Raw genomic sequence first — 25766 nt, 5'->3', positions numbered from 1 at the left:
TGAGCCTCGCCCGATTGCATGTTTTTTTCACGCAGGCTATACACTTCCTGTTCGCTAAGCTCCGTGACGGGACACCTGCCAGCAAAGAATCTGGCAGCCGGAATATCCACGGTGAACCGCGAAAAAAACATGGACCGTGCCAGACCCCGATTTTGGATCTGGCTGCGCAACCTGAGGCGGACGATGGTCGAGCAGATAGGGATTTTCCCGACACCTCTTTTGGCGCCGTTTTCGTCGGTGAATCGACCTGTGCGATCTCTCTTAGTGCGCCCATTTCAAACCTTTCGATTGAATACATTCTTTACTTCTTACCCCGCTATCCCGCATGTCCTCGACCCATTCGCTCAGGCTCAATCATGACAGTCCACACCATTTCCAATACCACTGCGGACGAGACCTCTCGCGCGCCGCGCGTGATGCTATACAGTCACGACACCTTTGGCCTTGGCCATTTGCGTCGCTCGCGGGCTTTGGCCGGCGCCATTACCGCCGCCGATCCCACTGCATCGGCCCTTATCTTGACCGGATCACCAGTCGCCGGCCGCTTCGCCTTTCCATCGCGGGTGGATCATGTGCGGCTACCCGGCGTTATCAAACGCTCGGACGGATCTTATGCCTCGCGCACCATGGGGATGAGCATTGATGAAACCGCCAATCTGCGGGCAGGCCTGATCCGCTCGACTGCTGAACAATATGATCCTGATGTGCTGATCGTCGACAAGGAGCCCACCGGCTTTCGCGGCGAATTGATGCCGACGCTGGACATGTTGAAATCGCGTGGTCGGGCACGATTGGTTTTGGGGCTGCGCGATGTGCTGGACGAACCCGAAGTGCTGGCTGCCGAGTGGAAGCGCAAGGGTGCCATTCATGCCACCGAGAGCTTTTATGATGAACTCTGGGTCTACGGGCTGCGCTCGATCTATGATCCAACGTCCGGACTTGACCTTAGCCCTGCGGTGCAGGCCCGCACCCATTGGACGGGCTACCTGCGGCGCGATCTTGGATCTGTTGGCGAGGCCCCCGAGCCGCCTTATGTCCTGATTACCCCAGGCGGCGGCGGCGACGGCGCTGCCATGGTCGATCTTGTGTTAGCGGCCTATGAACGCGATCCGGATCTTACCCCGAGGGCGGTGCTTGTTTACGGACCGTTTTTGTCCGGCGAGACCCGGGTGGCCTTTGAGGCCCGCGTCGAACAGTTGAATGGCCGGGTCACAGCCGTTGGGTTCGAATCCGAGATCGAAACCCTGTTTGCCGGTGCGCAGGGTGTGGTCTGCATGGGAGGCTATAATACGTTCTGCGAAGTTCTGTCATTTGACAAACCAGCGGTGATCGTGCCCCGCACCACGCCACGTCTGGAACAATGGATCCGGGCCAGCCGGGCCGAACAGCTGGGCTTGATTGCCATGCTGGACGAAAACCGCGACGGAATGACACCCGAAACCATGATTCGGGCGATCCGCTCACTGGCACAGCAAAAACCGCCCTCTGCGGCCTTTACTCCGGGCCTGCTTGATGGGTTGGACTACGTCACACACCGGGTGGCCAAGCTGCTAAGTGGAACCAAGTCCGAGGCCGCGGAATGAGTGATACGTCACCGCCACTGGCGGTTCTGGTCAAGGGTTGGCCACGGTTATCCGAGACGTTTATAGCCCAAGAACTGGTGGCTCTTGAAGCCGCGGGCCATGCCTTTGAAATCTGGTCCTTGCGCCATCCCACGGACGTCAAACGCCACCCGCTGCATGATCAATTGCAGGCGCAGGTAAAGTACCTGCCGGAATACCTATACCAGGAACCGGATCGGGTTTGGCAGGCCCGTGGCATTGCCCAATCTCTACCGGGCTACGCCGAGGCCTACCGAATATGGCGTGCGGATTTGAAACGCGATCCGTCGCATAATCGTATCCGTCGTTTTGGTCAGGCCTGCGTGCTGGCCGCTGAAATGCCCGATGCGGTGCTGGGGCTCTATGCGCATTTTCTGCACACCCCTTCCTCGGTTGCCCGCTACGCGGCCATCATGCGCGGGCTACCATGGAGTTTTTCAGCCCACGCCAAAGACATCTGGACCTCCCCCGATTGGGAGATTTCCGAGAAACTGTCCAGCGCCCATCACGGGGCGTCCTTTGGCGCCACTTGCACGGGCTTTGGTGCCAAGCATTTGCAACAGATGTCAGATGATCCCGCGCGGGTTGACCTAATCTACCACGGGCTGGATCTTAGCCGCTTTCCGGCGGCCCCTGACCGGGTCTGGCGTCAGACCAATGATCCCCTGCATCTGATGTCGGTTGGCCGTCTGGTCGAGAAGAAGGGATTTGACAACCTGATCGCGGCGCTGGCGTTGTTGCCTGCCGATATTGACTGGCACTGGACCCAAATTGGTGGCGGTGCCCTGCAGGACAAGCTCAGCAAGATGGCCAAGGAGGCTGGGATAGATCACCGGATCACTTGGCGCGGGGCCTGTGATCAACCCGAGGTCATCGCTGCCATGCGCGCCGCTGATCTGTTTGTCCTGCCCAGCCGTATCGCCGCCGACGGCGATCGTGACGGCTTGCCCAATGTTTTGATGGAGGCCGCCTCGCAGCGTCTGCCAATCCTGTCCACTGCCGTGTCCGCAATCCCCGAATTTATCACCAGCGGCACCCATGGGGTGTTGGCGGATGATGCACCCGAGGCTCTGGCCCTTGCCATCACGCAGATCGCCAACCATCCCGACACTGCGGCCGATATGGCAGAGGCCGCACTGGCGCGTCTGAAATCCGACTTTGGCATGCCCCCTGGCATCGCCCGGTTGTCGGACCGCCTGACCGCCATGCTGGCAGGCAAATGACGCTGGGCCAAGGCAAACGAGTTGCCTTTTATGCGCCAATGAAATCACCGCATCACCCTGTTCCTTCGGGGGATCGCGAGATGGCGCGTAACCTGATCGCAGTGATTGGCGCTGGCGGCGCCCAGGTGGATTTGGTGTCCGAGCTTAAGATCTATGACAAGCAAGGTGATACGCTCGTCCAACAGGACTTACGCGACCGCGCTCAGGCCGAAGCGGCCCAGCTGATCCGCGAAATGCCCAGTGCTGATGTCTGGGTGACCTATCACAATTATTACAAAGCGCCGGACTTGATTGGCCCCACTGTGGCGAGCGCGCGCGGCATTCCCTATGTGCAAATCGAAAGCACCCGCGCCTATAGCCGTCTAGCTGGCTGTTGGGCTGATTTTGCCCAATCCGCCCATGACGCCTGCGATGCCGCAGATGTAATTTTCTATCTGACAGCCAATGACCTGATTACGCTGGAACGTGAGCGGCACGGTCGCCAGGCGCTCGTCCACCTTCCGCCGTTTCTACCTGTTGAAACCCTTCCTGCGCGGTCTACTCTGAATGGCCCGATGCTGGCCGCCGGTATGATGCGCGAGGGCGACAAACTCGCCTCATACCGCCTGATTGCCGAGGTCCTGCCGCATCTGGCTGGCGACTGGCAGCTGCACATTGCTGGCGATGGACCGGCACGCGGCCAGGTCGAGTCACTGATGGCTCCGTTTGGCGAGCGCGTTGTTTTTCTGGGGCAATTGACCCGTGACCAAATGGCCGAGGCCTATGGTCAGGCCAGTTTGTTCTTCTGGCCCGGCGTCAACGAGGCCTTTGGCATGGTCTATCTCGAAGCCCAAAGCCACGGGTTGCCGGTGGTGGCCCAAGACCGTCCCGGCCTGCGCGATATTCTAAGCCCAGCGCAATACCCTTCTCCTGACTTGGGCCCGCAGGTGCTGGCCACGAAAATTTGCCGCCTTCTGGACGATCGAGACCTGCGCGCCAAACGCGGCACCGACGCCCGCACAATGATTGCGACCACCCATCTTGCACCAGCGGCCACGCAACGGTTCTGGTCCACCGTGACCCCATATCTGGAGATTTCCACATGATCCGTCTTGCTCTCTTGCGCCATGGGCACACCCACTGGAACCGGGCGGGCCGCATCCAGGGCCGCAGTGACATACCGCTGGACGATGGGGCCCGCGCTGACTTGTCAGGTTTCACCCTGCCCACACCCTGGGATCAGGCTGATCTGTGGTCCAGCCCGCTGAAACGCGCGGTCGAGACCGCCGAGATCGTCGCCCACCGCCCGCCGCAAACCGCCCCTGAACTGACCGAGATGTTCTGGGGTGACTGGGAGGGGCTGCATGGTCTCGATCTAAAAGCGGACCCTGACAGCGGCTTTCGCGACATTGAAAACTGGGGCTGGGACTATCAACCACCCGGTGGCGAGACCCCGGCACAGGTCTGGGCCCGCATTGAACCCTGGTTGGCAACTTTGCAACGGGACACAGTCGCAGTTTGCCATATCGGCATCATGCGGATGATCCTTGCACGCGCTTATGACTGGGGATTTAAAGGCCCCGCCCCGTTTCGCATCAAACGCAACCGACTATTCGTGGTTGATTTCGATGGGGATAAATTGACCCCACAACCAGAACCAGTGCGACTTGCCAAACGTGCAGGCGCTGCATGAAAGTCCTGATCGCAGTCACCCACCTGCTGGGGACCGGTCATCTTAGCCGCGCGCTGACGCTGGGTCGTGCGTTCAGTGCTGCAGGCCATAAGGTCTGTATCGCTTCGGGTGGCTTTGCGGCACCACAACTGAACACGGCTGGCATTGACCTGCTGCAACTGCCACCGCTGCGCTCGGATGGGGTGGATTTCACCCGCCTTCTCACCGCCACCGGCGAAATCGCCGATGCCGACTATTACAGTGAAAGACACACTGCACTTTGCGCAGCTCTCGAAAATGTGCAACCGGATATCCTGATCACGGAACTCTACCCCTTTGGGCGCCGCAGTCTGGCAGCGGAATTCCAGGCCCTGCTGTCGTCCGCCCAGAAACTGCCACACCGCCCGGTTATTCTGGCCTCGATCCGGGACATCCTTGCGCCGCCGTCGAAACCGAAAAAGGCCACCCAAGCCGACGCCATGATTGCCGAGTTTTACGACGCGGTGCTGGTGCATTCCGACCCTACAACCACCCGACTTGAAGTCAGTTGGCCGGTGTCAGCACTGCTGGCCTCCAAACTACGCTACACTGGCTATGTCGCCCCAACCGCTGCCAACCCACATCCGCAAGGCGCAGGCCAGGGTGAGATCCTTGTCAGTGCCGGCGGCGGCAGTGTCGGCGACGCATTGTTTGAAACCGCCCTGAAAACTGCAGAACTGATGCCTGACACCACTTGGCGTTTGCTGGTGGGCGGCAGCGACAAGACCGAACGGATCGCGCGCCTACAATCCCAAAGCGCCCCGGCGATCATCGAAGCCACCCGCCCCGATTTCCGCCAAATGCTGCCGCTCGCAGCGGCCTCGGTCAGCATGTGTGGATACAACACTGCGCTGGACCTGCTGCAATGCGGCACCCCCTCGGTTTTGATCCCTTTTGACGCCGGCAATGAGGTCGAGCAAGGGCTGCGCGCCGACAGCCTTGCACCGCTGGACGGCATCCAAGTTCTCAGCAACGCCGACCTGACCCCTGAAACCCTGCGCGCCGCTATGCGCAGGGCAATGGCTGCCCCACGCCGCGCAACCAACGTTCTGCAATTCGACGGCGCCTCGCAGGCGGTTGAAATTGCCGTGGACTTGGCTGGGCGACGACCATGACCACCGATTGGCACCCCCTAGAGCAAGAACTGCAAGTTTGGATGGATCAGGGCCTGACGCTGCCACTATGGTGGCGCGACGATGATGCCATTGAACCAACCCCGCAGCTGAATCAGCTTACCCGCCTGTCAGAGAAACTAGACCTACCGGTGCATCTGGCTGTCATCCCGCGCGATGCCACAGCGGCCCTGGCCCTCTACATCGCCACCTCGGCGCAGCTTATCCCAATTGTTCACGGCTGGGCGCACCAGAACCACGCACCCCAGGGCGACAAGAAGGCTGAATTTGAAGCCCATCGTCCGGTCGAGCGGGTGCTGGCGGATGCTGGCCGTGGTCTCGATACCCTGCGTACATTGCTTGGTAAGACCGTGACCCCAATGTTTGTGCCGCCATGGAACCGGATCTCGGATGATGCGACACTGGGACTGGCCAAGCTTGGCTACACCAGCCTGTCGACCTTCAAACCACGCAGCAGCCCCGAAACGGCCCCCGGTTTGGCCCAGATCAACACCCATCTCGATCCAATCCACTGGAAGGGCAGCCGCTCGCTGGTGCCACCCCAACAGCTGTTGGATCAGGTCACCCGCCAATTGAACGCCCGCCGGACCGGCGCAGCAGATGCTGTTGAACCCTATGGTATTCTGACCCATCACTTGGTCCACGACGCTGCAATCTGGGACTTCACCGCGTCCCTGCTCAGCCGCTTACTTGCTGGCCCTGCCATCTCTTGGACACACCCACAAAGGACTATTTCATGAGCCGATTGGATTCCATGCTCCGCCGCTTTACCGCCCAACGCGACGGGCTTAACTGGGCCGCCGAGCAGATCGCACCGGTGGCAGGGGATGTGCTGGACATGGGGTTGGGCAATGGCCGCACCTATGATCACCTGCGCGAGGTCCTGCCCAATCGCCGGGTCTGGGTAATTGACCGGATCCTGCAGTGCCACCCCTCATGTGTGCCCCCCGAGGCCGATTTTTTACAGGGCGAGGCCGAGCCGATGATCCATCAACTGGTCGAACAGGGGCACAAAATCGCACTGGCCCATTATGACTTTGGCTTTGGCGTAAAAGAGAAGGACGTCGCCGAGGCTGCCCGCCTGTCGCCCATCATCGGCTCCGTCATGGCATCCGGAGGCCTGATAGTTTCCGGACAGCCATTGGTCGGCTTCGAAGAGCTGGACGGTCCCGAAGGCATCGCTCCGGGTCGCTATATGTTCTATCGCGTGTAGCCCGCTTGGTTCTGCCGGACATTTACCGTGACATAAACCCTCCTACCGCTCTCAGATCAAACGGGCTATACGCAACTCGAATCCCCATGCTGAAGGAAACCGCCCCATGTCCTTTGACCGCAAGATCAAAATCGCACCCTCCATCCTTGCCGCCGACTTCGCCAATTTTGGCGCCGAATGTGAGGCCATCGAAGCCCAGGGCGCCGACTGGGTGCATGTCGACGTGATGGACGGGCATTTTGTGCCCAACATCACGTTCGGCCCAGCCACCTGCGCCGCGATCCGCCCGCATATCAAGGGTGTTATGGATGTGCATCTGATGATCGCACCCGTCGATCCCTATATCGAAGCCTTTGCCAAGGCTGGCGCCGACGTCATCACCGCCCATGCCGAGGCTGGACCGCATACCCACCGGACCCTGCAAGCCATACGCGCGGCAGGCGCCAAAGCAGGCCTTGCCTTGAACCCTGGCACCCCCGCGTCTGAGGTCGAATATTACCTCGATATGGTTGATTTGATCTGCGTGATGACAGTGAACCCCGGGTTTGGCGGTCAGAAATTCATCCACTCTCAGATCGACAAGGTAAAGCAACTGCGCGCCATGATCGGTGATCGCCCGATCCACATTGAGATTGATGGCGGTGTCGACCCTGTTACCGCTCCGCTGGTCGCTCAGGCCGGAGCAGATGTGCTGGTGGCTGGCTCAGCCGTTTTCAAAGGCGGCTCGGTCAGCAACCCAACACCTTACGGCGACAACATCCGCACCATCCGCGCCGCCGCTGAAGGCGTCTGGGCCTAAGCGTTCAGTGTAGGGTGTGTACTTGCACGCACCCTACATAAATTGCTCAAGCCTCTCTAATTGTGAGCCTGTCTAGGCTGCTCGCCTTCGACCGAACACCTGGCATGGAATTTCAAAACCTCCGGTGGTCGCTGCATGTTTCCTCTGAGGGTCGGCATTCCTCGGCAGATCCGGTTCGACCACCTATCTCATATCAACTGTTCGCTTTGTTCAGATCCTCAAAACTCCGGCCTTCTGCCACCAATTGCTGCAGCAAAGGCGCTGGTTGCCAGAAGAAATCATCTTCTTCGGCATAGGATTTGATATCAGCCAGGATACCATCCAGCCCCTGAATATCCGCCCATTTCAACGGTCCACCCCGGTACCGCGGGAAGCCGTAGCCAAACAACAGTGTCATGTCCACGTCCAACGGTCGCCGGGCGATGCCCTCGCCCACCACCTTGGCGGCTTCGTTGACCATGGCACACATATAACGGCGGATGATCTCCGCGTCCGTGAAGGCGCGCGGGGTCAGGCCCAGTTCTGCACGATTGGCGTCAATCAGTCCCGGTACATCCGGGTTCGCAGTTCCGCCCCGTTTTCCGGCCTCGTAGATATAGTAGCCTTTGCCCGTTTTCTGGCCGAAATGGCCATCTTCACACAGCTTATCGGGAAAGCTGGGCACCCGTGCACGCGGGTCTCGGGTTGGCGCCAGCCGTTTGCGTGACGCCCAGCCGATATCGAGCCCCGCCAGATCGGCCACAGCAAATGGCCCCATGGCAAAGCCAAAATCAGTCAGCGCAGCGTCAATCTGATAGGGGCTGGCCCCGTCCAGGATCATGTGATCAGCGCAGGCACGATACGTGGCCAGAATGCGATTACCGATAAAGCCATCGCAGACCCCGGCGCGCACTGTAATTTTGCCCAGCATCTTGCCCAGTGCAAACCCGGTGGCGACCACGTCAATCGCGGTTTTGTCTGCGACGACCACTTCAAGCAGCTTCATCACATGTGCAGGTGAAAAGAAATGCAGCCCAATCACATCTTCAGGGCGCGTGGTACAGGCGGCGATGTCATCCACATCCAGATATGAGGTGTTGCTGGCCAGTATGGCGCCGGGCTTACAAACGGCATCAAGTTGCGTAAACACAGTTTTCTTGACCGCCATGTCCTCGAACACCGCTTCGATCACCAGATCCGCCTGCGCCAATGCACTGTAATCCACGGCCAGTGACAGCGACTGAGTGGTCAGAACCGTGAACTGTTCAGCACTGATCTTGCCACGTTTCAGCGCCCCCTGCAGGTTGCCCTCAATCCGACCACGGGCTGCATCAGCGGCTGTATCAGTCATTTCCAGCAGGGTGACATTCAGCCCGGACAACAGCGCTGCAGTGGCAATCCCCGCCCCCATGGTGCCGCCGCCAATGACGCCGATTTCGGCCAGTGCGCGCGGCGCAACACCTTTCAGTTCGGGCAACTTCGACACCGCACGTTCCGAGAAAAACGCATGAACCAGCCCCAGCCGCTGATCCGAGTTCATCAGCTCCATGAAAAGCTCGCGTTCGCGGCGGAGCCCGGCGTCGAAACTGTCTGCTTCGCAGGCCGCCTGGACTGCACGCAGTGCCGTGGCAGGCGACAACTGACCCCGGCTTTTCTTTAGCAGCTCATCATAGCGAGAGTCGAAATCCACACTTTGGGGTGCAGGCAGGTCACAAACCGGACGGCGTGGAGCCCCTGCATCCAGCAGTTCTTGGGTGTAGGCAAGACCAATGTCGCGCGGCTCCCCTTCGGCAACGCGGTCAATGATCCCGGCCTCCAATGCCTTGGCAGCGCATATCGGTCGGCCCGTGGTGATCATATCGAGCGCAATTTCAACCCCGGCAACCCGAGGCAACCGCTGGGTGCCCCCTGCGCCGGGCAAGATACCCAGATGGACCTCGGGCAGTCCCATTTTGGCGCTTGGCACAGCGATGCGATAATGCGAGCTGAGCGCCACCTCCAGCCCGCCGCCCAGCGCTGTGCCATGCAACGATGAGACCACCATCAGCGGCGAGGCTTCGACGCGCGAACATAGATCCGGAAAGCTGGGCGCTTGCATCGGTTTGCCGAATTCGCGAATGTCGGCGCCAGCAAAATAAGTGCGCCCGTCACCATAGATCAGCACCGCCTTGGCACCTTCGGCCTCGGCCCGTTCAAATCCAGACAGCAGGCCCCGACGCACATCAAGACCCAGTGCATTGACCGGCGGGTTCTGCGCCGTCAGCACCGCAATATCGCCAACCCGCTCATATCTAATGACGTCGCTCATCTGTCGTTCCTTTGTCTCAATAATGCAGCGCTTGCGCGACCTGTCCCTGTTAAACCTGATCTAGCCACGGTTCCGCCAGTCACGCCAAGCCTATTGCCTTGGCATCACGGGCGAACCTCACGTCACTTGGCAGACCCCGACCTAAGGCCGGTCGGTATCAGATAACGGCCTGCTCCAGCAGTGGCCGACCCGCCGGAATGCGATCATAAGCAAAGGGCGACAGATCCAGTGTCTCATACCGGCCCGAGGCAATCCATTCGGCCAGGCCCCGCCCCATTGCCGGCGCCTGCTGTAAGCCGTGCCCCGAAAATCCGTTGATCAGCATAAAGTTTTTGACTTCAGGGTGCGGCCCGATAATCGCATTTTGGTCCAGCGTGTTATAGGCATAATGCCCGACCCAGCTTTGCATCAATTTCAGCGCATCGAACTGCGGAATACGCTCAGCAATGGCTGGCCAGACCTTTTCTTCCCATAGGGAGTGATCGGCAATGAAATCATCAGGCGCAACTGCCGGGTCCTCATGTGGTGGGCAACCGGCCATGTAGTATTTTCCGTCGCTGCGTACATGCACACCCGAGGGATCCACCGTCAGCGGCAGATCCACCGGCAAAGGCCGGGCCGCCTCAAACACAAAGGTATAGCGCTTGCGGGGTTCTACCGGCAATGAAACCCCGGCCATTTGCGCAACAATGCCGGCACGCGGACCCGCAGCATTCACCACATGCCCAGCGCTTGCCCGCGTGCCATCGGCCAGCGTCACACCGGTGATAACACCCGCCGTGCGTGATATCTCTGTCACCTCGTTGCGAATGAATTCGACGCCAGCGGCCCTGGCTTTGCGCCGCCACCAGTCAAACATACTGCCGCCGTCAAAATAGCCCTCATCCACCGGATTGTGGCTACCGACCCGGATACCATCCAGATTGTAAAACGGGAATCTTTCGGCCAGTAGTTCTGGCGTCAGAATCTGCGTTCCTGCGCCCTCGGCAGCCTGCATCATCTGCGCCGCCCGCAGCACCTGCTCGCCCTCAGCCGTAGAGGCCAGATACATATACCCGAAACTTTGCATATGAAGCATAGGCACATCCGGGTCGCCGCCCATATAATTCCGGAAATTCCGCACGTAATCCGCGCCAAACTGGCTGACCTGCACATTGATCGACTGGGTGAACTGTTGGCGAAGACAACTGTTGCTATGGGCTGTCGAGCTTTGCTCGTATCCCGGATCGCGTTCAACCACCAGAACCGAGCCGTCAAATCCAGGATGATCGGCCAGAAACCAGGCCACCGAGGCGCCCATCATGGCGCCTCCGATAATCACAACATCATACGAGGACTGCTTCGGAGTGGTGTCAATTTGCATGGGGGAATCCGGTGTTAGAGATCTTGCCCGCAAGCTGTATCGAAACGGCACGGTTTGGCAAGCTCTGTGACGACGGGTTCCCCTATGCGGTCGGTTACATCCCTTTTTCTACCTTGCCGCTACGGTGCCGTTTTCTAGCCATGCGTCAAATACTTGTAGCGCAGCGGCAGAGAACGCTGGATCATTGATGTGACACTCCAGAACATGCAGATCCACAGTGCCCGGACAGCCGGATATTACTTCGTCACAAAAGGCGGCCAGACCCTCGGCGTCGTGCAGATCACCGCCCGGCCGGTCCCATTCATTGCAGCCCTGCTGGGGCAACAACATCGCCACTGGCGCAGTGGCCTGGGACAGTTTTTCACAAATTGCACCCGCCACTTGGCGCCGTTCATCTGCGGTCAGCGAGGCGGAGGTCAACAACCGGTTATGGGCATGGCTGGGACGATCTGACAGCGCCTCTGGCACCGGTTGCCAGCCCACGAAATCAACCAGGTCATAACACCCTGGCGCCACCAGTTGCGGGATACCTGCGCGGCCTGCATTGGTCATTCTGTCTGCCCCCGCGGACAACCCACCAAACATATGGTTTGAGACCTCTTGCGGGGCAAAGTCGAACACCGCTGCAAAAGCCCCCTCGGAGGCCAGACTTTCAAACGCCCGCCCCCCCATACCGGTTGCATGGAATACCACCACCTCAAACCCGCGCTCTTCCAAGGCCGGCTTCAGGGTCACCATATAGCGCAGGACGGTTTTGCCGAACGAGGTCATACCAATCAGTGGCTTGTCGCGCTTTGGCGGCTCAACCGCGCGCGCGGCCCCCAGCACAGCACCCGCCGCCTGCGACAGCGCGGCCTTGCAAATGGAATTCAGCCCATAAAGGCCTCCGGCCCAAAGGATCATCTGTACATCGCTTGGGATCCGCTCAGGCGGCAACAGCGGCGAAAAGGCAACTGTGGAGACAACATATTTGGGCACGCCCACCGGCAGTGCCGAACACAGGTCCAGCGCCAGATCTGTGCCCATGGTCCCGCCCAGAACAATCACCCCGTCGATACGACCATCGCGGTACAGCGCCAATGCCGCAGCCGCAGCCCCCCGCCCCATGATCTGCATCGCCCCGTTTTCATCGCCGGTGTCGATGGCAGCCTGGATCGAGCTGCCCGCCGCCTCGGCCACCTGATGCTTACTTATATCCATTGGCTTGCTGGGGTCGCCCAACACGCTGACATCCATCGTCAGAACGCTGCCGCCCTGATGCTCGATGACCTGTGACAGGTAACTCAGTTCGGCATCTTTGGTATCATAGGTGCCCGCGATCAGAATGGTTTTGCTCACAGTTGAATCCACGCAGTTTTCAGGTTGATGTAATTACCCCGTGCATTCAGGGATTTATCTTGGCCTTCGTCGAATGCCCGCCGCGCCGCGCCGACAGCGTTTTCAACATCTGTTGCAGAGGCCGCCACCAGCGCGGTCAGAAGAGATCCAATCAATGGGTGAAAAGACATCAAGCGACCCACCGGTCCCCGACCGCCACGCCCATCAACAAAAAGCTGTTGCGACGCGACGTCTGCCCGCTGTGACCTGTCGATTTGATCCTGATCCACCATAGGCATCCAAGTAGCATGTCGGTTCATTATATGAACCATTGGTTTGATTTCAATTTGACCTGTAAACCCTAATCTGTCAACACAATTACATAACTGGAGTCTGTTGCCTCTAGAAGATCGCCTTTGCCATTCGGAACGGAGTTCAAGTCGCACCATGGGAACTGTGTCCAAAGCCCTGTCGCTACTCACCCATTTTAGCCATAACAGGATTGAGATCGGGCTCAGTGATCTGACGCGCCTATCTGGTATGAACAAAGCTACGGTTTTTCGGTTGATGAGCGAGCTGCAGCAATCCGGGTTCGTCGAACAGACAGGCAACGACCGCTCCTACCGACTTGGGCCACAAGTGCTGCGGCTGGCGTCTCTACGTGAAGCAGCGGTCCCAATCCTGTCAGCAGCACGCCAGGTGCTTCGGGAACTCAGCGATGAAACTGGCGAGACCTGCCACCTGTCGCTGGTACAGGGATTGCAGCTGAACTCTCTGTCACATAGCTACTCACCCCGTCACGCCACCAAGGTGATGCTTGAAGACGCCAAAGTTCTGACGTTTCACGCCACCGCCTCAGGCTTGTCTATTCTGGCCCATGCAGAGACCACATTCACCGACACTATCCTGTCGATGCCACTGAACAGCCACACCTCCAGCACAGAAACCAAACCCGCTGCTATCCGGGCACTTCTGGAAAAGATACGTACCTGTGGTGTGGCGGAATCGATTGGTGGGTTTGAGGCGGAAGTACATTCCCATGCGGTGCCCATATTCGGGCCCGACTGCCAACCCATAGGCGCCCTGGCCGTAGCCGCTCCTGTGTCCCGGATGAATGCCTTGCAGCGAGCGTTAATCCCAACGGCCCTGCACCAGGCAGGACAGATCCTTACTCATCACACCGGCGGTGTGTCGCCGAGCAGCTATCCCTCTGAATTCAAGGCTTGAACCTCCTATCAGATCCCAAGGTCAAAGAGGGTATTAACGCGATTATAATGAGCAGTATTATCACTGCCCTGCTCGATGCGCTGCTCTAATATGCAATTTCTGCTCCTGTAGTGAAAATAAACATTGCAGCCGTGACCTGCCTTCTAAGAACGCCACGCCCGCGCCCGGCCGCAGGTCGGGCGCCACCAGTTACCATGGCGGGCCCGAAGCAAGGCTTCGGGCCCGCGCCTTCGGTGGCGCCGCTGCGCGGCGCGGTGGCGTTTCTCTGCACGGTTACAGCGGAACACTGTTGACCTGCTTCATTCCAGCAATTCACTTGAATTTACCCGACAATCCAAGCCAACGTTCCGTACAATTCTGATCAACCGAATTTTGCTTTTGTCCTACCCGACTTTCCGCTGCCTTCACTGATTGGCCTTTATATGATTGACTGGATTTACGATGCCCACGCCCACCATATCACTGCGTCCCGCTTTAGAAACGGATTGCTCCAGCCTCGCTGCCCTCTCGATCGAAGTTTGGCTCAACAGCTACATTCGCGAAGGGATTAGCAGCTTCTTTGCCGACTACGCCCTTGCTGAATTCACTGCAGATAAATTTCGCCGGATACTGAGCCAGCCCTCGGAACTGCTCTTGGTCTCGCAAAACTGCATCGGCATAGACGGTTTTATCCGGGTGCGGGTCGGCCAAAAATCGCCAGCAGGAAGTCACTCGGAAACCGAAATCGCCACACTTTACGTACAGCCCCGCCATCAGGGTAAAGGTATCGGCCTTTGCCTTTTACGCGCAGCGTTGGATCACTGCCAATCCAGCCATTGGGCGCCACCCTGGCTGGCTGTGAATTCTGAAAACACAAAAGCCATCACGTTCTACCAGCGCCATGGGTTCACCCCAGTTGGCCAGACGCATTTCAAAATTCAGGACACAAACTATCTAAATGAAGTCCTGCAATATGACCCCTAGACAAAGAGGTCACAGGCAGAACATGTTACCGAATTATGCAAGATGACAACTTACTGTTACATTTACCTTGCCACGAATCGCGCCAATCACTACAACCGACCTACCGGTCGGATTATTTATGACCAATCGAGGAGACGCAAAGACCATGGACGCATTCATCTGTGACGCCACCCGGACACCCATTGGTCGCTACGGCGGCGCGTTGTCATCGGTACGCACCGATGACCTTGCCGCCTCGCCAATCTCCGCGCTGATCGCCCGCAACCCTCAGGTGGATTGGGCCAGGATTGACGATGTAATCTTTGGCGACGCCAATCAGGCCGGAGAAAGCAACCGCAATGTGGCCCGCATGGCGGCGTTGCTGGCCGGATTGCCTACGCAGGTACCCGGCACCACGGTAAACCGCCTTTGTGCCTCGGGGATGGACGCGGTGGGCATGGCCTCACGCGGGATCAAGGCGGGCGACTATGACATGGCCATCGCAGGTGGTGTGGAAAGCATGAGCCGCGCGCCTTTTGTGATGCCCAAGCAAACATCAGCTTTCGGACGCGCCAACGCGGTTTACGACACCACCATCGGCTGGCGGTTCGTGAACCCCAAGATGGACAAAATGTACGGCACCGACTCGATGCCACAGACGGCTGACAATGTGGCAGCCGATTACAACATCTCCCGCGAAGATCAGGATGCCTTTGCGGCGCGATCACAGGCCCGTTGGGCCGCAGCGCAAGAGGCTGGTGCTTTCGGCGACGAGATCACCCCTGTTCCCGTGCCACAACGCAAGGGCGAGCCGGTTATTGTCGACACCGACGAACACCCCCGCCCCGGGACCGGCGCTGACAAACTGGCGAAACTGCGCGGCGTGAATGGTCCCAACCTAAGCGTGACTGCTGGCAATGCATCGGGTGTCAACGACGGCGCCGCCGCCATCCTGATGGCGAATGAGGCTGCCGCCACCAAGAACGGGTTGAAACCGATGGCGCGGATAGTCGGCATGGCCGCCGCCGGGGTTGAGCCCCGCATCATGGGGATTGGCCCAGTTCCAGCCACCCGCAAAGTGTTGGCCCGCACAGGCCTGAGCATCGAGCAGATGGATGTGATAGAATTGAACGAGGCCTTTGCCGCACAGGGACTGGCCACACTGCGGGAGCTTGGTGTTGCCGATGACGCACCCCATGTTAACCCCAATGGCGGCGCAATCGCACTTGGCCATCCGCTGGGCATGTCCGGCGCTCGGCTGGTGCTGACCGCCGCCTATCAATTGCAACGCACCGGTGGGCGCTATGCGCTGTGCACCATGTGTGTTGGCGTTGGACAGGGCACCGCCCTGATCCTGGAACGCGTTTAAAGCGCAATCCGAAAGTGGGGACCGGTTTTCGGCCCCCATTGCGCGACAGGGAATTTGGAGATCTGACTATGTATGCACAGATGGTGAAAACCGAAGCGGCCCAAGACGACCCCGAAAAGCTAGCCGCTTTTCAGGCGCGTATCGATGCGGGCGAAAAGATCGAGCCCAAGGACTGGATGCCTGCGGCCTATCGCAAGACCCTGATCCGCCAAATCGGCCAGCACGCGCATAGTGAAATCGTTGGCCAACTGCCCGAAGGCAACTGGATTACCCGCGCCCCAACGCTGGAGCGCAAGGCAATCCTGCTGGCCAAGGTCCAGGACGAGGCCGGCCACGGGTTGTATCTGTATTGTGCCGCTGAAACGCTGGGCGTCACCCGCGATGAGATGACCGAGATGCTGCTGGACGGTCGCATGAAATACTCGTCGATCTTCAACTACCCAACCCTGAACTGGTCGGACATCGGCGCCGTCGGCTGGCTGGTGGATGGCGCAGCGATCATCAACCAGGTGCCGCTGCAGCGGACCTCGTTCGGCCCCTATGCCCGTGCCATGGTCCGGGTCTGCAAAGAAGAAAGCTTTCATGCGCGGCAGGGGTTTGACGCCATCCGCAAGATGGCTGAAGGCACACCGGCGCAAAAGAAGATGGCGCAGGATTCAGTCAACCGCCTGTGGTTCCCGGCGCTGATGATGTTCGGCCCCTCCGACAAGGATTCGGTGCATTCAGAGCAATCGATGGCCTGGAAGATCAAGATGAACACCAACGACGAATTGCGTCAGAAGTTCGTGGATCAGACCGTGCCGCAAATCGAATTCCTCGGCTTGGACCTGCCCGACCCCGGCACCAAGTGGAACGAAGAGCGTGGCCACTATGACTACACCGATCCCGACTGGTCCGAGTTCTTTGATGTGATCAAAGGCAATGGCCCCTGCAACGTGGACCGCCTCGCCGCCCGCAACAAGGCCTGGGACGATGGCAAATGGGTTCGCGACGGCTTGCTGGCCCACGCCAGAAAGAAAGCCGCCGCCAAGGTTGCAGCTGAATAATCTCTCAAGGAGGAACAGAACATGACGAACGAATGGCCCCTTTGGGAAGTCTTTATCCGCGGTCAGCACGGCATGAGCCACCGCCATGTCGGCAGCCTGCACGCGCCAGATGCGGAAATGGCGATTAAAAACGCCCGCGACGTCTACACCCGTCGCAACGAAGGACAGTCGATCTGGGTGGTCGAGGCCAATCACATCGCCGCCTCCTCGCCCAGCGACAAAGGTCCGCTGTATGAGCCCTCGGAATCCAAGGTCTACCGCCACCCGACCTTTTTCGACATCCCTGACGAAGTGGGGGCCCTGTAATGAGCACACCGATCACAAGGGACGAGGCATTTTTGCAGTTCCTCCTCAGGATGGGCGACAACACCCTGATCCTGGGGCACCGGGTATCTGAGTGGTGCGGCCATTCTCCGGTTCTGGAAGAAGACATTGCACTGGCCAATACTGCGCTGGATCTGATCGGCCAGACGCAGTTCTGGCTGGGGCTGGCAGGCGAGGTGCAGGGCAACGGCCAAAGCGCCGATGATCTGGCTTTTTTGCGCGACGTTTGGGATTTCCGCAATATCCTGCTGGTCGAGGTGCCAAACGGCGACTTTGGCCGCACTCTGATGCGCCAGTTCCTGTTTGACGCCTGGCACGCAATCCAGCTGGGCCGGTTGATGACCTCCTCGGACACGCGCGTTGCAGCGATTGCCGAGAAAACCAGCAAGGAAGTCGCCTATCATCTGGAACGCTCGGCTGACACCGTGGTTGGCCTCGGTGATGGCACCGAAGAAAGCCATCGCCGCATGCAAGAGGCGCTGGATTATCTGTGGCCCTATGTGGGTGAGATGTTCCAGTCAGACGCTGTAGACGCCGAGATGGTTGCAGCAGGTATCGCTCCTGACCCAGCATCATTGCGCGGCGAATATGATGCCCTGATCGAACGCATTCTGGCTGACGCGACGCTGACCATCCCAGACAGCCGTTTTGGCCACAGGGGCGGGCGCACCGGTAAAATGCACACCGAACATCTGGGGCATTTGCTGACACAGATGCAATGGCTGCAACGCGCCTATCCGGGGTCTAACTGGTAAGGCGTCAGGACATTAGAGCAAAGGGCAACCCCGGCCTCGGGTGGGGGTAAAGCCCCCTCCCGTGGGGGAGGTCGGGGGCTGCTCGGCCTATCGTCCGGACTATTTCGATTGGAAAGCACAGCACATGAGCCAACTGCATAACAAGCCAAGTGTTGACCAGATCTGGGAGTGGCTGGACGCCGTGCCTGATCCGGAAATCCCGGTGATCTCGCTGGTGGATCTTGGCATCATTCGCGGCGTTGAATGGATCGATGACACCCTGACCGTCTCGGTCACGCCAACCTATTCGGGCTGCCCGGCAACCTCGATCATAAATCTCGATATCGACACGGCACTGCGTGATCACGGCATCGAACATCTCGAGTTGAAAACCCAAATTTCACCGGCCTGGACCACCGACTGGATGTCCGACAAGGGCCGCGCCAAGCTGGAGGACTACGGCATCGCCCCCCCGCAGCCCGCAGGCGGACCCGAACGCTGCCCCAACTGCCGCAGCACCAACGTGACCAAAGTCAGCCAATTTGGCTCGACCCCGTGTAAGGCCCACTGGCGCTGCCAGGACTGCCTTGAACCTTTTGATTATTTCAAGTGCATCTGAGGAGACACCCATGGCGCGCTTTCATGACCTGACTGTTACCAACATCCACAAAACCATCCGCGACGCCGTGGTGGTGACGCTAAAGCCCGTCAATGGTGCCGCGTCGGAATTTGACTTTACCCAAGGCCAGTACCTGACCTTTCGCCGCGACTTTGATGGCGAAGAACTGCGCCGGTCCTATTCGATCTGCGCGGGCAAGGACGAGGGTATCTTGCAAGTGGGCATCAAACGCGTCGACGGCGGTGCCTTTTCGACCTGGGCCAACCAAGACCTACAGGTGGGCGACACCCTGCAGGCAATGCCGCCAATGGGCAGCTTTTTTACCCCGGTTGCAGCGGATGCGCGCAAACACTACCTCGGCTTTGCCGGTGGGTCAGGTGTCACGCCGGTGCTGTCGATCCTGAAGACCACCCTCGCAGCCGAGCCCCACTCGCGTTTCACACTGGTCTACGCCAACAAGAGCGTGAACACGATCATGTTCCGCGAGGAACTGGAGGATCTGAAGAACCTGTATATGGGTCGACTGAGCGTGATCCACATCCTGGAAAGCGACGCGCAAGACATCGACCTGTTCACCGGTCTGGTGACAGAAGAGAAATGTGCACAGCTGTTCCAGCATTGGATCGACATTCATAACGTCGATACCGCCTTCATCTGTGGCCCGGAACCGATGATGCTGGGTATCGCTGCGGCCCTGCGCACGGCGGGGCTGAACGACACTCAGATCAAATTCGAGCTGTTTGCCAGCGCCCAACCGGGCCGCGCCGCGCGCAAAGCGGTCTCGGCTGATGCGGCCAGCAGCGCCAATCTGACTCGCGCCGCAATCACCCTGGACGGTGCCACCCGCACCATCGAAATGCCCAAAGACCTGTCGATCCTGGATGCCGCATTGGGCAATGCGATGGACGTGCCCTATGCCTGCAAAGCGGGGGTCTGTTCGACCTGTCGCTGCAAGGTGATTGAGGGCGAAGTGGACATGGCCGTCAACCATGCGCTTGAGGATTACGAGGTCGAAAAGGGCTATATCCTGTCCTGCCAATCCTATCCGGTGACCGACACCGTGGTGGTAGACTACGATCAATAATACGATGGATGGAGAGACCACCATGGCCGATGACATGAGCATTGAAACCTACCTCGCTGCTGGCGGCATGTTGACCAGCCCCAGCAATGTAACGCCGCGCTATCGCGCCGAACTGATGAAGATCATGGCGATCTTTGTGGACAGCGAACTGGCCGGCGCAGCAGGCTTTGCCGAAATGATCAACGCCGGTCCGGGTGTCCGCGAACGGATGTCGGCGGCCCAGATCGTGCATGAAAAGACCGCCAACGCGGATCGCGTTTTAACCCTGATGGGAGAGTTCGGCGCTGATACCGGGCGCTATGCCAACCATCATCCCTGGACCGCCCGCCTGCCCCGCGACGCGGATATCACCCAGCGGCGCAGCGATCACGACATGCGGCTGGCCGTGTTCAACTATCCCCTGATAAGTTGGGGTGATGCGGTTGTGATGAACCTGCTAATGGGACTTGCCGTGGCAGTGCAATTGGACGAACTTCAGCAGGTTTCGTACCAGCCACTGGCCGAGGCCTTTCGCATCATCACCCCCATCGAGGCCCAACACACCGACTTGGCTGACAAGGGGCTAGGCTCCCTTGCCGAGCAAGATGCATCGGCTGAGTTACAAAGCCTGGTAAACTATTGGTGGCCCCGTGTCGCCGCCAGCTTTGGCGACGAAAGCTCGCAGAAGTTTGACGGTCTCAAAGCCATGGGGCTGCGCAGGAACAGCAACGCCGCCTTAAAAGCGCAATGGCAGGAAATTTCCGCCGCGAAACTCGAAAAACATGGGTTGATGCCTGCGACCTGACCGCAAAGCGCGATGATCTCCCGCCCGGATTTGGAGCATCAAAGATGCCCCAAATCCCGTTGGGCGTGGCGCGCCAAGAGGCGCGCCAAAAGAGTTTAGCTGATCAGATCACGAGGATTGAAGCCCAAACCACTTTGCATCCAATATGAATGGCCTGGTCGGTATTGTATGAAATCCGGCCGGAGCACTTGGCGTAATCTGTGGCGGCATGAATAACGAATTCGGCGAGACCTAAGGCAAGCGAACCAGTGATAATGCCGACAAAACCACCGTGGATCGTACAGTGGGCCGCAAGGGCGTGATACCAGGGCACTCCGCATATCGGAGCTGTATGGTTCTTGGCGCGCGCTAGAAAATCACCTTGCAAGGGATAGTCTGCTAGGGCGTGAGCAAAAATCATTAGAGCAAGAACGTCCAATTTCACCTCCGGCCTTGAACTATGCGGTCGTTGAAATTTTAAGCCTAGCGATAAAGGCTCAATCTATCTGTAATCTCGATCACATTGATAAAACGGCTGTTCCAACTGCTAAGCATCGCCCCCCAGGCCCCACCCGCCTGTGCCAAGGTCGGCGATGCAAAAGGCAAGGTGCAATCAGAGTAATCCGCCTGCAATCTGATCGGCCACTGCAATTGAAAATCTTTCCTCAAAGGTCAAAGGAAACTCCCTGACGGCCCAGCCACGGAGAATTGGACAGCAGAGCCTCAGATCAGTGGTGATAGACGTACATCAAACCCGACTATAGCTGCGGCGATCAGAATTAAGGAGAGAGCAGTCCAACTCTCCGCGCGTGGCAAGCGAAGTCACAAAAGGTCTGGACGGCTGACCCATTTCTACTTAGGTTTCGCCCATCTCCAATTCATTGTTGAGGCATCCTGATGGCAACCGGTAGCAATATCCGCACATTTTTCAACGGCAGCTGGCAGGACGGCAACGTACCGATTATGCGGGCTGCCGATCACGCGACCTGGCTTGGCTCGTCCGTGTTTGACGGCGCACGGCTGTTTGACGGTATGACGCCGGATCTGGATCTGCATTGTGAGCGTGTCAACCAGTCGGCCAAGGCATTGATGCTGACACCAACCGTCTCAACAGCCGATATGGTCGCCATCGCCCGCGAGGGTCTGGCGCTGTATGACAAAGGCGCTGCGGTCTATATCCGGCCCATCTACTGGGGCCTGGACGGGGATGAAACGACCATCGCTCCCTCGGCTGACGCCACCGGATTTGCCCTCTGCCTAGAGCAAATCCCGATGGCCGCCGCAAACGCCAGTGCAACCTTGACCCGGACCCGGTTCCGCCGCCCGACGCTGGACAGCGCCGTGGTCAATGCCAAGGCCGGTTGTCTGTACCCCAACAACGCGCGAATGCTTCGCGAGGCCCGGTCAAAGGGTTTCTCGAATGCGATGGTTCTGGATCCTTTGGGCAATGTCGCCGAAACCGCCACCACCAATATCTTCATGGTGCGCGACGGCGCAGTGTTTACCCCAATCGCCAATGGCACATTCCTAAGCGGCATCACCCGGGCACGCCACATCGCCAACCTGCGCGCTGATGGCGTCACTGTGCATGAAACGGTGCTGGGCTACGCTGACTTTGAGGCCGCAGATGAGATATTCCTGTCTGGTAACATGAGCAAAGTCACACCGGTAACCGCCTTTGACAACCGCCAATACCAGATTGGACCCGTCACAAAACGCGTCCGCGACCTGTATTGGGACTGGGCACAGTCAAATGGCTGACCCCCGCCAGAGCGCCATCACCCTGGTTATCGGGGGGATTGGCGCTTTGGTGGCACTGGTTTTCAACATGCCAATGGGTTTGCTGGCTGGCCCAGCCGTCGCCGTTGCTATTGCAGGGCTGTGCGGCGTTCAGACTGCCATTGCAGCAGGATTTCGGAACGCAGGGTTTCTACTGGTCGGGCTCAGCATTGGCTCGATGATAGGTCCGGACAGCATTCAGGCCATGATGCGATGGCCCATTGCCTTTTTCCTGCTGGCCATTTTGACACTGATAACGCCATGGATTGGCCGTTGGCTGCTTCCACGCATTTTGACATTTGACCGCGATGAGGCCTTTCTGGGCTCTGCTCCGGGGCATTTGTCTCTGGTTATTGCACTGGCGGACAGTTTATCCCTGTCCTTGACGAGACCAGTGGTTCTGGCATCGATCCGCCTTATGGCATTAACCCTAGTGGTGCCTTTGGCGGCACAAGCGGTTGGAATGGACATCGGAGCAGGCCTGCCACGCGGCTATGTGTCCACATCCTGGGCCTGGCTTTTGCTGCAAATTGTGGCGGCCTTGGCCCTGTCTCCCATTCTGCACTGGCTAAAACTGCCGGCCCCAACATTGCTTGCCGGTATTTTGGTGGCTGCAAGTACCCACCTGTCCTCTATGACCACCGGGACACTTCCGGATTGGCTGGCACAGGGCGCATTGGTCTTGATGGGCAGCCTGATCGGCACCCGGTTCAGTGGCATGTCTTGGCATGATTTGAGTCACAGTCTGTTAGCCGGTCTGGCAATTGTTGTCCTGACCTCCGGTCTGGCGGCTCTGTTTGCAGTTCCTGCCGCCCAGATTTCGGGGCTACCCGTTATGGATGTTCTGCTTGGGTTTGCACCCGGCGGACTGGAGACGATGGTCATTGTGGCGGCCGCAATGGGGGCTGATCCCAGCTTTGTTGCGGCAGCCCATGTGTTTCGCCTGCTCATCCTTGCATTCGTCCTTACACTCTATGCCACACACATCCACCGCTTGGCCGCTGAGGAATCTGATGGACAGCGGCGGGACCCTCGGGCAGATTGAGCAAGATTGTGGAGGACCGATATGCGCAAATTTCTAGTCGTGCTGGATGACAGCCGCGAATGCCTGAACGCCATGCGCTTTGCTGCCATGCGCGCAGCACATACAGATGCGGGTGTTGAAATCCTGTCGATCATTCCGCCAGACGAGTTCAATCACTGGATCGGCGTTGGCGAGATGATCCGTGAGGAAGCCCGCGAACGCATCCATGCGCATTTTGAAGTTTTTGCCAAATGGATGCGCGACCGTCAGGGCGTCGACCCTGTTTTGGTGATCCGCGAAGGCGAACCCCAGCAAGAGATTATCGACCATATCGGCGCCAATCCGGACATCGGAGTCTTGGTGCTTGGGGCGGGGAACGACCGCAAAGGCCCCGGCCCTCTGGTCAGTCAACTCAGCCGGTCTTCGGGCAGCTTGCCAATCCCAATTACCATCGTGCCAGGTGATCTTTCCAAAGAAAAACTCGAAGCGATCACCTGATAGCGGACTTGAACTTGATGTGCAGCTCGCATCAAGTCGAATATTAGAATCGTTCTAATCCTTGACTTACACAGGCACGGAGCGCATATCCTCGTCATGGCTTTTGGAGACCCGTTATGTTCATTCAGACTGAATCAACGCCCAACCCGGCGACGCTGAAATTCCTTCCGGGTCAGGCCGTGCTTGAGGTTGGCACCGCCGACTTCCCCACACCCGATACAGCTGGCAAATCGCCACTGGCCACGCGCATCTTTGCGGTAAACGGCGTGACTGGTGTCTTCTTTGGCAATGACTTTGTCACGGTGACCAAGGCTGAGACGATCGAATGGGATCACATCAAACCCGCCATTTTAGGCGCAGTGATGGAGCATTACCAATCCGGCCAGCCAGTCATGGCAGATGACGGCGCCGCGCCAGCCTCGGGCCACGCCGAGCATACCGGTGAAGATTCTGAGATCGTTGATCAGATCAAAGAGCTGCTTGACAGCCGGGTGCGCCCCGCAGTGGCCCAAGATGGCGGCGACATCACATTTCACGGCTTTGAACGCGGTGTGGTTTACCTGCACATGCAAGGCGCCTGCGCGGGCTGCCCCTCCTCGACGCTGACCCTGAAGATGGGCATCGAGAACCTGCTGCGTCACTATATCCCCGAAGTGACCGAGGTTCGGCCCGTCGCCGTATGATCGGCGCAAAAGGAGCAACCGTGTCGTCTGAGCCACTAGTATTGGGATTTGATACCTCGGCCGCGCATTGCGCGGCCGCCTTGCTGCGTGGCGATACGATTGTTGCAGAGCGGTTAGAACTAATGACCCGCGGTCAGGCCGAACGGCTGATGGTCCTGCTCGAAGAGGTTTTATCCGAAGGCGGTGCCGCCTGGGCAGACTTGTCGGCGATTGGCGTTGGCGTAGGTCCGGGCAATTTCACAGGCATCCGCATCGGCGTCTCGGCCGCACGCGGGCTGGCGCTGGGGCTAGACATACCCGCCGTCGGCGTCACCGGATTTGAGGCCCGCGCAGCTGACGGAGCGCTGGTTGCAATCCCGGCCCCGCGCGAGCAGGTCTACGCAGCACTTCTTGACCAAGCACCGCGTCTGATGCCTGCCCAAGAGGCCGCCGAAGCCGCCCGCAGTGCCGGGCTGACCTTTGCGCCTGAGGCAACGCCCGCAGACCTTGCCGAAGCCATTGCGCGCTGCGCAGCGCTGCGGTTCAATGACAACACCTTGCCACCGCCGGCGCCACTGTATTTACGCGCCGCCGACGCGGCCCCTTCTCGCGATGTCCCCCCTGCGTTGATCGATGGCTAACCCACTGTCGCCAATTGCCATGGCAGCCACCCATGCGGCCGCCTTCACCCAATCCCGGCCCTGGACCGCAGCAGAATTCACCGCGTTGCTGGACAGCCATTTGACCTTTGTCGTGGGTGACGCGCAGTGCTTTGCCATGGTGCGGGTTGTTGTCGATGAGGCCGAGTTGCTGACCATTGCGACCCACCCGGACCACCAGCGTCAGGGTCTGGCCCGTGCAGTGATGACTGCCTGGCGGGACATAGCCGCCCAGCGGGGTGCAGAAACCGCGTTTTTGGAGGTGGCTGCCGACAACACCCCGGCCTGTGATCTGTATAAAACATGTGACTTCACTATTTGTGGGAATCGCCCCGGCTATTATCGCCGCCAAAATGGCCCGGCGGTGGATGCCATACTCATGCGACAGGCCTTGTCAGCGCATAAATAGC

28 protein-coding genes are annotated in these 25766 nt (G+C 58.9%); 23 read left to right on the top strand and 5 right to left on the bottom strand.

All coding sequences use genetic code 11. The annotated features are described in order from the left end of the window. The first annotated feature begins 356 nt into the window (after positions 1 to 356). The 8 genes from EBB79_RS02495 (at position 357) to rpe (ending at position 7659) form a co-directional block, all read left to right on the top strand. Complete coding sequence (locus tag EBB79_RS02495) at positions 357 to 1583, top strand: glycosyltransferase family protein (RefSeq protein ID WP_338045787.1); 1227 nt, start codon at positions 357 to 359, stop codon at positions 1581 to 1583. Beyond that, entirely contained in the window at positions 1580 to 2824 is a 1245-nt protein-coding gene (locus EBB79_RS02490; RefSeq protein WP_127747349.1) for a glycosyltransferase, read from the top strand. Before EBB79_RS02495 ends, EBB79_RS02490 begins: the two co-directional genes overlap by 4 nt. Further along, positions 2821 to 3909 carry a glycosyltransferase family 4 protein gene (locus EBB79_RS02485; RefSeq protein WP_127747347.1) on the top strand — a complete coding sequence of 363 codons (1089 nt, stop codon included), beginning with the start codon at positions 2821 to 2823 and terminating at the stop codon, positions 3907 to 3909. Before EBB79_RS02490 ends, EBB79_RS02485 begins: the two co-directional genes overlap by 4 nt. Further along, positions 3906 to 4496: a histidine phosphatase family protein gene (locus tag EBB79_RS02480; RefSeq protein ID WP_127747345.1), complete on the top strand. Its 591-nt coding sequence runs from the start codon at positions 3906 to 3908 to the stop codon at positions 4494 to 4496. Before EBB79_RS02485 ends, EBB79_RS02480 begins: the two co-directional genes overlap by 4 nt. Continuing rightward, on the top strand, positions 4493 to 5629 hold the full coding sequence (locus EBB79_RS02475; RefSeq protein ID WP_127747344.1) for a glycosyltransferase family protein: 1137 nt from the start codon (positions 4493 to 4495) through the stop codon (positions 5627 to 5629). The genes EBB79_RS02480 and EBB79_RS02475 overlap by 4 nt, the downstream gene beginning before the upstream one ends. Further along, a complete protein-coding gene (locus tag EBB79_RS02470; RefSeq protein WP_127747342.1) occupies positions 5626 to 6387 on the top strand; it encodes a polysaccharide deacetylase family protein in 762 nt (253 codons plus the stop codon). The genes EBB79_RS02475 and EBB79_RS02470 overlap by 4 nt, the downstream gene beginning before the upstream one ends. After that, positions 6384 to 6860 (top strand): class I SAM-dependent methyltransferase, encoded by a 477-nt coding sequence (locus EBB79_RS02465; RefSeq protein ID WP_127747340.1) that lies wholly within the window; start codon positions 6384 to 6386, stop codon positions 6858 to 6860. The genes EBB79_RS02470 and EBB79_RS02465 overlap by 4 nt, the downstream gene beginning before the upstream one ends. A gap of 106 nt (positions 6861 to 6966) precedes the next feature. Then, positions 6967 to 7659, top strand: coding sequence for a ribulose-phosphate 3-epimerase (gene rpe, locus EBB79_RS02460; RefSeq protein ID WP_127747338.1), 693 nt, complete (start codon positions 6967 to 6969; stop codon positions 7657 to 7659). A gap of 193 nt (positions 7660 to 7852) precedes the next feature. Here the strand turns inward: rpe and EBB79_RS02455 are convergent, their stop codons facing one another. The 4 genes from EBB79_RS02455 to EBB79_RS02440 form a co-directional block, all read right to left on the bottom strand. Further along, the gene (locus EBB79_RS02455; protein WP_127747336.1) at positions 7853 to 9946 is read right to left on the bottom strand and encodes a 3-hydroxyacyl-CoA dehydrogenase NAD-binding domain-containing protein; all 2094 of its coding nucleotides are present in this window, start codon (positions 9944 to 9946) and stop codon (positions 7853 to 7855) included. Between the two features lie 157 nt (positions 9947 to 10103). After that, positions 10104 to 11309 carry an NAD(P)/FAD-dependent oxidoreductase gene (locus EBB79_RS02450; RefSeq protein WP_127747334.1) on the bottom strand — a complete coding sequence of 402 codons (1206 nt, stop codon included), beginning with the start codon at positions 11307 to 11309 and terminating at the stop codon, positions 10104 to 10106. Between the two features lie 108 nt (positions 11310 to 11417). Further along, positions 11418 to 12647: a Tm-1-like ATP-binding domain-containing protein gene (locus EBB79_RS02445; RefSeq protein WP_127747332.1), complete on the bottom strand. Its 1230-nt coding sequence runs from the start codon at positions 12645 to 12647 to the stop codon at positions 11418 to 11420. Beyond that, complete coding sequence (locus tag EBB79_RS02440; RefSeq protein ID WP_127747330.1) at positions 12644 to 12946, bottom strand: hypothetical protein; 303 nt, start codon at positions 12944 to 12946, stop codon at positions 12644 to 12646. The genes EBB79_RS02445 and EBB79_RS02440 overlap by 4 nt, the downstream gene beginning before the upstream one ends. A 127-nt stretch (positions 12947 to 13073) precedes the next feature. On the opposite strand from EBB79_RS02440, the gene EBB79_RS02435 reads away from it, so the two are divergent. The 9 genes from EBB79_RS02435 (at position 13074) to EBB79_RS02395 (ending at position 20755) form a co-directional block, all read left to right on the top strand. Further along, entirely contained in the window at positions 13074 to 13853 is a 780-nt protein-coding gene (locus EBB79_RS02435; RefSeq protein WP_127747328.1) for an IclR family transcriptional regulator, read from the top strand. Between the two features lie 441 nt (positions 13854 to 14294). Then, positions 14295 to 14816, top strand: a complete 522-nt coding sequence (locus EBB79_RS02430) for a GNAT family N-acetyltransferase (RefSeq protein WP_127747326.1) — start codon at positions 14295 to 14297, stop codon at positions 14814 to 14816. 145 nt (positions 14817 to 14961) lie between these two features. Further along, positions 14962 to 16164, top strand: a complete 1203-nt coding sequence (gene pcaF / locus EBB79_RS02425) for a 3-oxoadipyl-CoA thiolase (protein ID WP_127747324.1) — start codon at positions 14962 to 14964, stop codon at positions 16162 to 16164. A gap of 68 nt (positions 16165 to 16232) precedes the next feature. Beyond that, entirely contained in the window at positions 16233 to 17210 is a 978-nt protein-coding gene (gene paaA / locus EBB79_RS02420) for a 1,2-phenylacetyl-CoA epoxidase subunit PaaA (RefSeq protein ID WP_127747322.1), read from the top strand. Between the two features lie 21 nt (positions 17211 to 17231). Continuing rightward, on the top strand, positions 17232 to 17516 hold the full coding sequence (gene paaB, locus EBB79_RS02415) for a 1,2-phenylacetyl-CoA epoxidase subunit PaaB (RefSeq protein WP_127747320.1): 285 nt from the start codon (positions 17232 to 17234) through the stop codon (positions 17514 to 17516). Further along, positions 17516 to 18289, top strand: coding sequence for a 1,2-phenylacetyl-CoA epoxidase subunit PaaC (gene paaC, locus EBB79_RS02410; protein WP_177627764.1), 774 nt, complete (start codon positions 17516 to 17518; stop codon positions 18287 to 18289). The genes paaB and paaC overlap by 1 nt, the downstream gene beginning before the upstream one ends. A 124-nt stretch (positions 18290 to 18413) precedes the next feature. Next, complete coding sequence (paaD, locus tag EBB79_RS02405; RefSeq protein WP_127747318.1) at positions 18414 to 18887, top strand: 1,2-phenylacetyl-CoA epoxidase subunit PaaD; 474 nt, start codon at positions 18414 to 18416, stop codon at positions 18885 to 18887. Positions 18888 to 18897: 10 nt separating this feature from the next. Then, the gene (locus tag EBB79_RS02400; RefSeq protein WP_127747316.1) at positions 18898 to 19971 is read left to right on the top strand and encodes a 2Fe-2S iron-sulfur cluster-binding protein; all 1074 of its coding nucleotides are present in this window, start codon (positions 18898 to 18900) and stop codon (positions 19969 to 19971) included. A 22-nt stretch (positions 19972 to 19993) separates the two neighbouring features. Then, entirely contained in the window at positions 19994 to 20755 is a 762-nt protein-coding gene (locus EBB79_RS02395) for a Phenylacetic acid catabolic protein (protein ID WP_127747314.1), read from the top strand. Between the two features lie 103 nt (positions 20756 to 20858). Here EBB79_RS02395 and EBB79_RS02390 read toward each other — a convergent pair whose 3' ends face one another. Beyond that, complete coding sequence (locus EBB79_RS02390; RefSeq protein ID WP_420850356.1) at positions 20859 to 21173, bottom strand: DUF3307 domain-containing protein; 315 nt, start codon at positions 21171 to 21173, stop codon at positions 20859 to 20861. A 458-nt stretch (positions 21174 to 21631) separates the two neighbouring features. Here EBB79_RS02390 and EBB79_RS02385 point away from each other — a divergent pair, with 458 nt between their 5' ends. The 6 genes from EBB79_RS02385 (at position 21632) to EBB79_RS02360 (ending at position 25765) form a co-directional block, all read left to right on the top strand. Beyond that, the gene (locus tag EBB79_RS02385) at positions 21632 to 22495 is read left to right on the top strand and encodes a branched-chain amino acid aminotransferase (protein ID WP_127747310.1); all 864 of its coding nucleotides are present in this window, start codon (positions 21632 to 21634) and stop codon (positions 22493 to 22495) included. Next, on the top strand, positions 22488 to 23558 hold the full coding sequence (locus EBB79_RS02380; RefSeq protein WP_127747308.1) for an AbrB family transcriptional regulator: 1071 nt from the start codon (positions 22488 to 22490) through the stop codon (positions 23556 to 23558). The genes EBB79_RS02385 and EBB79_RS02380 overlap by 8 nt, the downstream gene beginning before the upstream one ends. A 21-nt stretch (positions 23559 to 23579) precedes the next feature. Then, complete coding sequence (locus tag EBB79_RS02375; RefSeq protein ID WP_127747306.1) at positions 23580 to 24035, top strand: universal stress protein; 456 nt, start codon at positions 23580 to 23582, stop codon at positions 24033 to 24035. 116 nt (positions 24036 to 24151) lie between these two features. Then, complete coding sequence (locus EBB79_RS02370) at positions 24152 to 24718, top strand: NifU family protein (RefSeq protein ID WP_127747304.1); 567 nt, start codon at positions 24152 to 24154, stop codon at positions 24716 to 24718. Between the two features lie 20 nt (positions 24719 to 24738). Continuing rightward, positions 24739 to 25338 (top strand): tRNA (adenosine(37)-N6)-threonylcarbamoyltransferase complex dimerization subunit type 1 TsaB, encoded by a 600-nt coding sequence (gene tsaB, locus EBB79_RS02365; protein WP_127747303.1) that lies wholly within the window; start codon positions 24739 to 24741, stop codon positions 25336 to 25338. Next, the gene (locus EBB79_RS02360) at positions 25331 to 25765 is read left to right on the top strand and encodes a GNAT family N-acetyltransferase (protein WP_238704979.1); all 435 of its coding nucleotides are present in this window, start codon (positions 25331 to 25333) and stop codon (positions 25763 to 25765) included. Before tsaB ends, EBB79_RS02360 begins: the two co-directional genes overlap by 8 nt. Position 25766 lies beyond the last annotated feature (1 nt).

Origin of the sequence: Parasedimentitalea marina (assembly GCF_004006175.1) — a bacterium.
Classification (GTDB): domain Bacteria; phylum Pseudomonadota; class Alphaproteobacteria; order Rhodobacterales; family Rhodobacteraceae; genus Parasedimentitalea; species Parasedimentitalea marina.
Note: the sequence above shows the minus strand (reverse complement) of the source record. Positions and strands in the feature narration are given on the sequence as shown.

Excerpts from the sequence above, each read along its gene's own strand:
- EBB79_RS02495 (WP_338045787.1), top strand. The coding sequence starts at position 357 with ATGACAGTCCACACCATTTCCAATACCACTGCGGACGAGACCTCTCGC.
- EBB79_RS02490 (WP_127747349.1), top strand. The coding sequence starts at position 1,580 with ATGAGTGATACGTCACCGCCACTGGCGGTTCTGGTCAAGGGTTGGCCA.
- EBB79_RS02485 (WP_127747347.1), top strand. The coding sequence starts at position 2,821 with ATGACGCTGGGCCAAGGCAAACGAGTTGCCTTTTATGCGCCAATGAAA.
- EBB79_RS02480 (WP_127747345.1), top strand. The coding sequence starts at position 3,906 with ATGATCCGTCTTGCTCTCTTGCGCCATGGGCACACCCACTGGAACCGG.
- EBB79_RS02475 (WP_127747344.1), top strand. The coding sequence starts at position 4,493 with ATGAAAGTCCTGATCGCAGTCACCCACCTGCTGGGGACCGGTCATCTT.
- EBB79_RS02470 (WP_127747342.1), top strand. The coding sequence starts at position 5,626 with ATGACCACCGATTGGCACCCCCTAGAGCAAGAACTGCAAGTTTGGATG.
- EBB79_RS02465 (WP_127747340.1), top strand. The coding sequence starts at position 6,384 with ATGAGCCGATTGGATTCCATGCTCCGCCGCTTTACCGCCCAACGCGAC.
- rpe (WP_127747338.1), top strand. The coding sequence starts at position 6,967 with ATGTCCTTTGACCGCAAGATCAAAATCGCACCCTCCATCCTTGCCGCC.
- EBB79_RS02455 (WP_127747336.1), bottom strand. The coding sequence starts at position 9,946 with ATGAGCGACGTCATTAGATATGAGCGGGTTGGCGATATTGCGGTGCTG.
- EBB79_RS02450 (WP_127747334.1), bottom strand. The coding sequence starts at position 11,309 with ATGCAAATTGACACCACTCCGAAGCAGTCCTCGTATGATGTTGTGATT.
- EBB79_RS02440 (WP_127747330.1), bottom strand. The coding sequence starts at position 12,946 with ATGAACCGACATGCTACTTGGATGCCTATGGTGGATCAGGATCAAATC.
- EBB79_RS02435 (WP_127747328.1), top strand. The coding sequence starts at position 13,074 with ATGGGAACTGTGTCCAAAGCCCTGTCGCTACTCACCCATTTTAGCCAT.
- EBB79_RS02430 (WP_127747326.1), top strand. The coding sequence starts at position 14,295 with ATGCCCACGCCCACCATATCACTGCGTCCCGCTTTAGAAACGGATTGC.
- pcaF (WP_127747324.1), top strand. The coding sequence starts at position 14,962 with ATGGACGCATTCATCTGTGACGCCACCCGGACACCCATTGGTCGCTAC.
- paaA (WP_127747322.1), top strand. The coding sequence starts at position 16,233 with ATGTATGCACAGATGGTGAAAACCGAAGCGGCCCAAGACGACCCCGAA.
- paaB (WP_127747320.1), top strand. The coding sequence starts at position 17,232 with ATGACGAACGAATGGCCCCTTTGGGAAGTCTTTATCCGCGGTCAGCAC.
- paaC (WP_177627764.1), top strand. The coding sequence starts at position 17,516 with ATGAGCACACCGATCACAAGGGACGAGGCATTTTTGCAGTTCCTCCTC.
- paaD (WP_127747318.1), top strand. The coding sequence starts at position 18,414 with ATGAGCCAACTGCATAACAAGCCAAGTGTTGACCAGATCTGGGAGTGG.
- EBB79_RS02400 (WP_127747316.1), top strand. The coding sequence starts at position 18,898 with ATGGCGCGCTTTCATGACCTGACTGTTACCAACATCCACAAAACCATC.
- EBB79_RS02395 (WP_127747314.1), top strand. The coding sequence starts at position 19,994 with ATGGCCGATGACATGAGCATTGAAACCTACCTCGCTGCTGGCGGCATG.
- EBB79_RS02385 (WP_127747310.1), top strand. The coding sequence starts at position 21,632 with ATGGCAACCGGTAGCAATATCCGCACATTTTTCAACGGCAGCTGGCAG.
- EBB79_RS02380 (WP_127747308.1), top strand. The coding sequence starts at position 22,488 with ATGGCTGACCCCCGCCAGAGCGCCATCACCCTGGTTATCGGGGGGATT.
- EBB79_RS02375 (WP_127747306.1), top strand. The coding sequence starts at position 23,580 with ATGCGCAAATTTCTAGTCGTGCTGGATGACAGCCGCGAATGCCTGAAC.
- EBB79_RS02370 (WP_127747304.1), top strand. The coding sequence starts at position 24,152 with ATGTTCATTCAGACTGAATCAACGCCCAACCCGGCGACGCTGAAATTC.
- EBB79_RS02360 (WP_238704979.1), top strand. The coding sequence starts at position 25,331 with ATGGCTAACCCACTGTCGCCAATTGCCATGGCAGCCACCCATGCGGCC.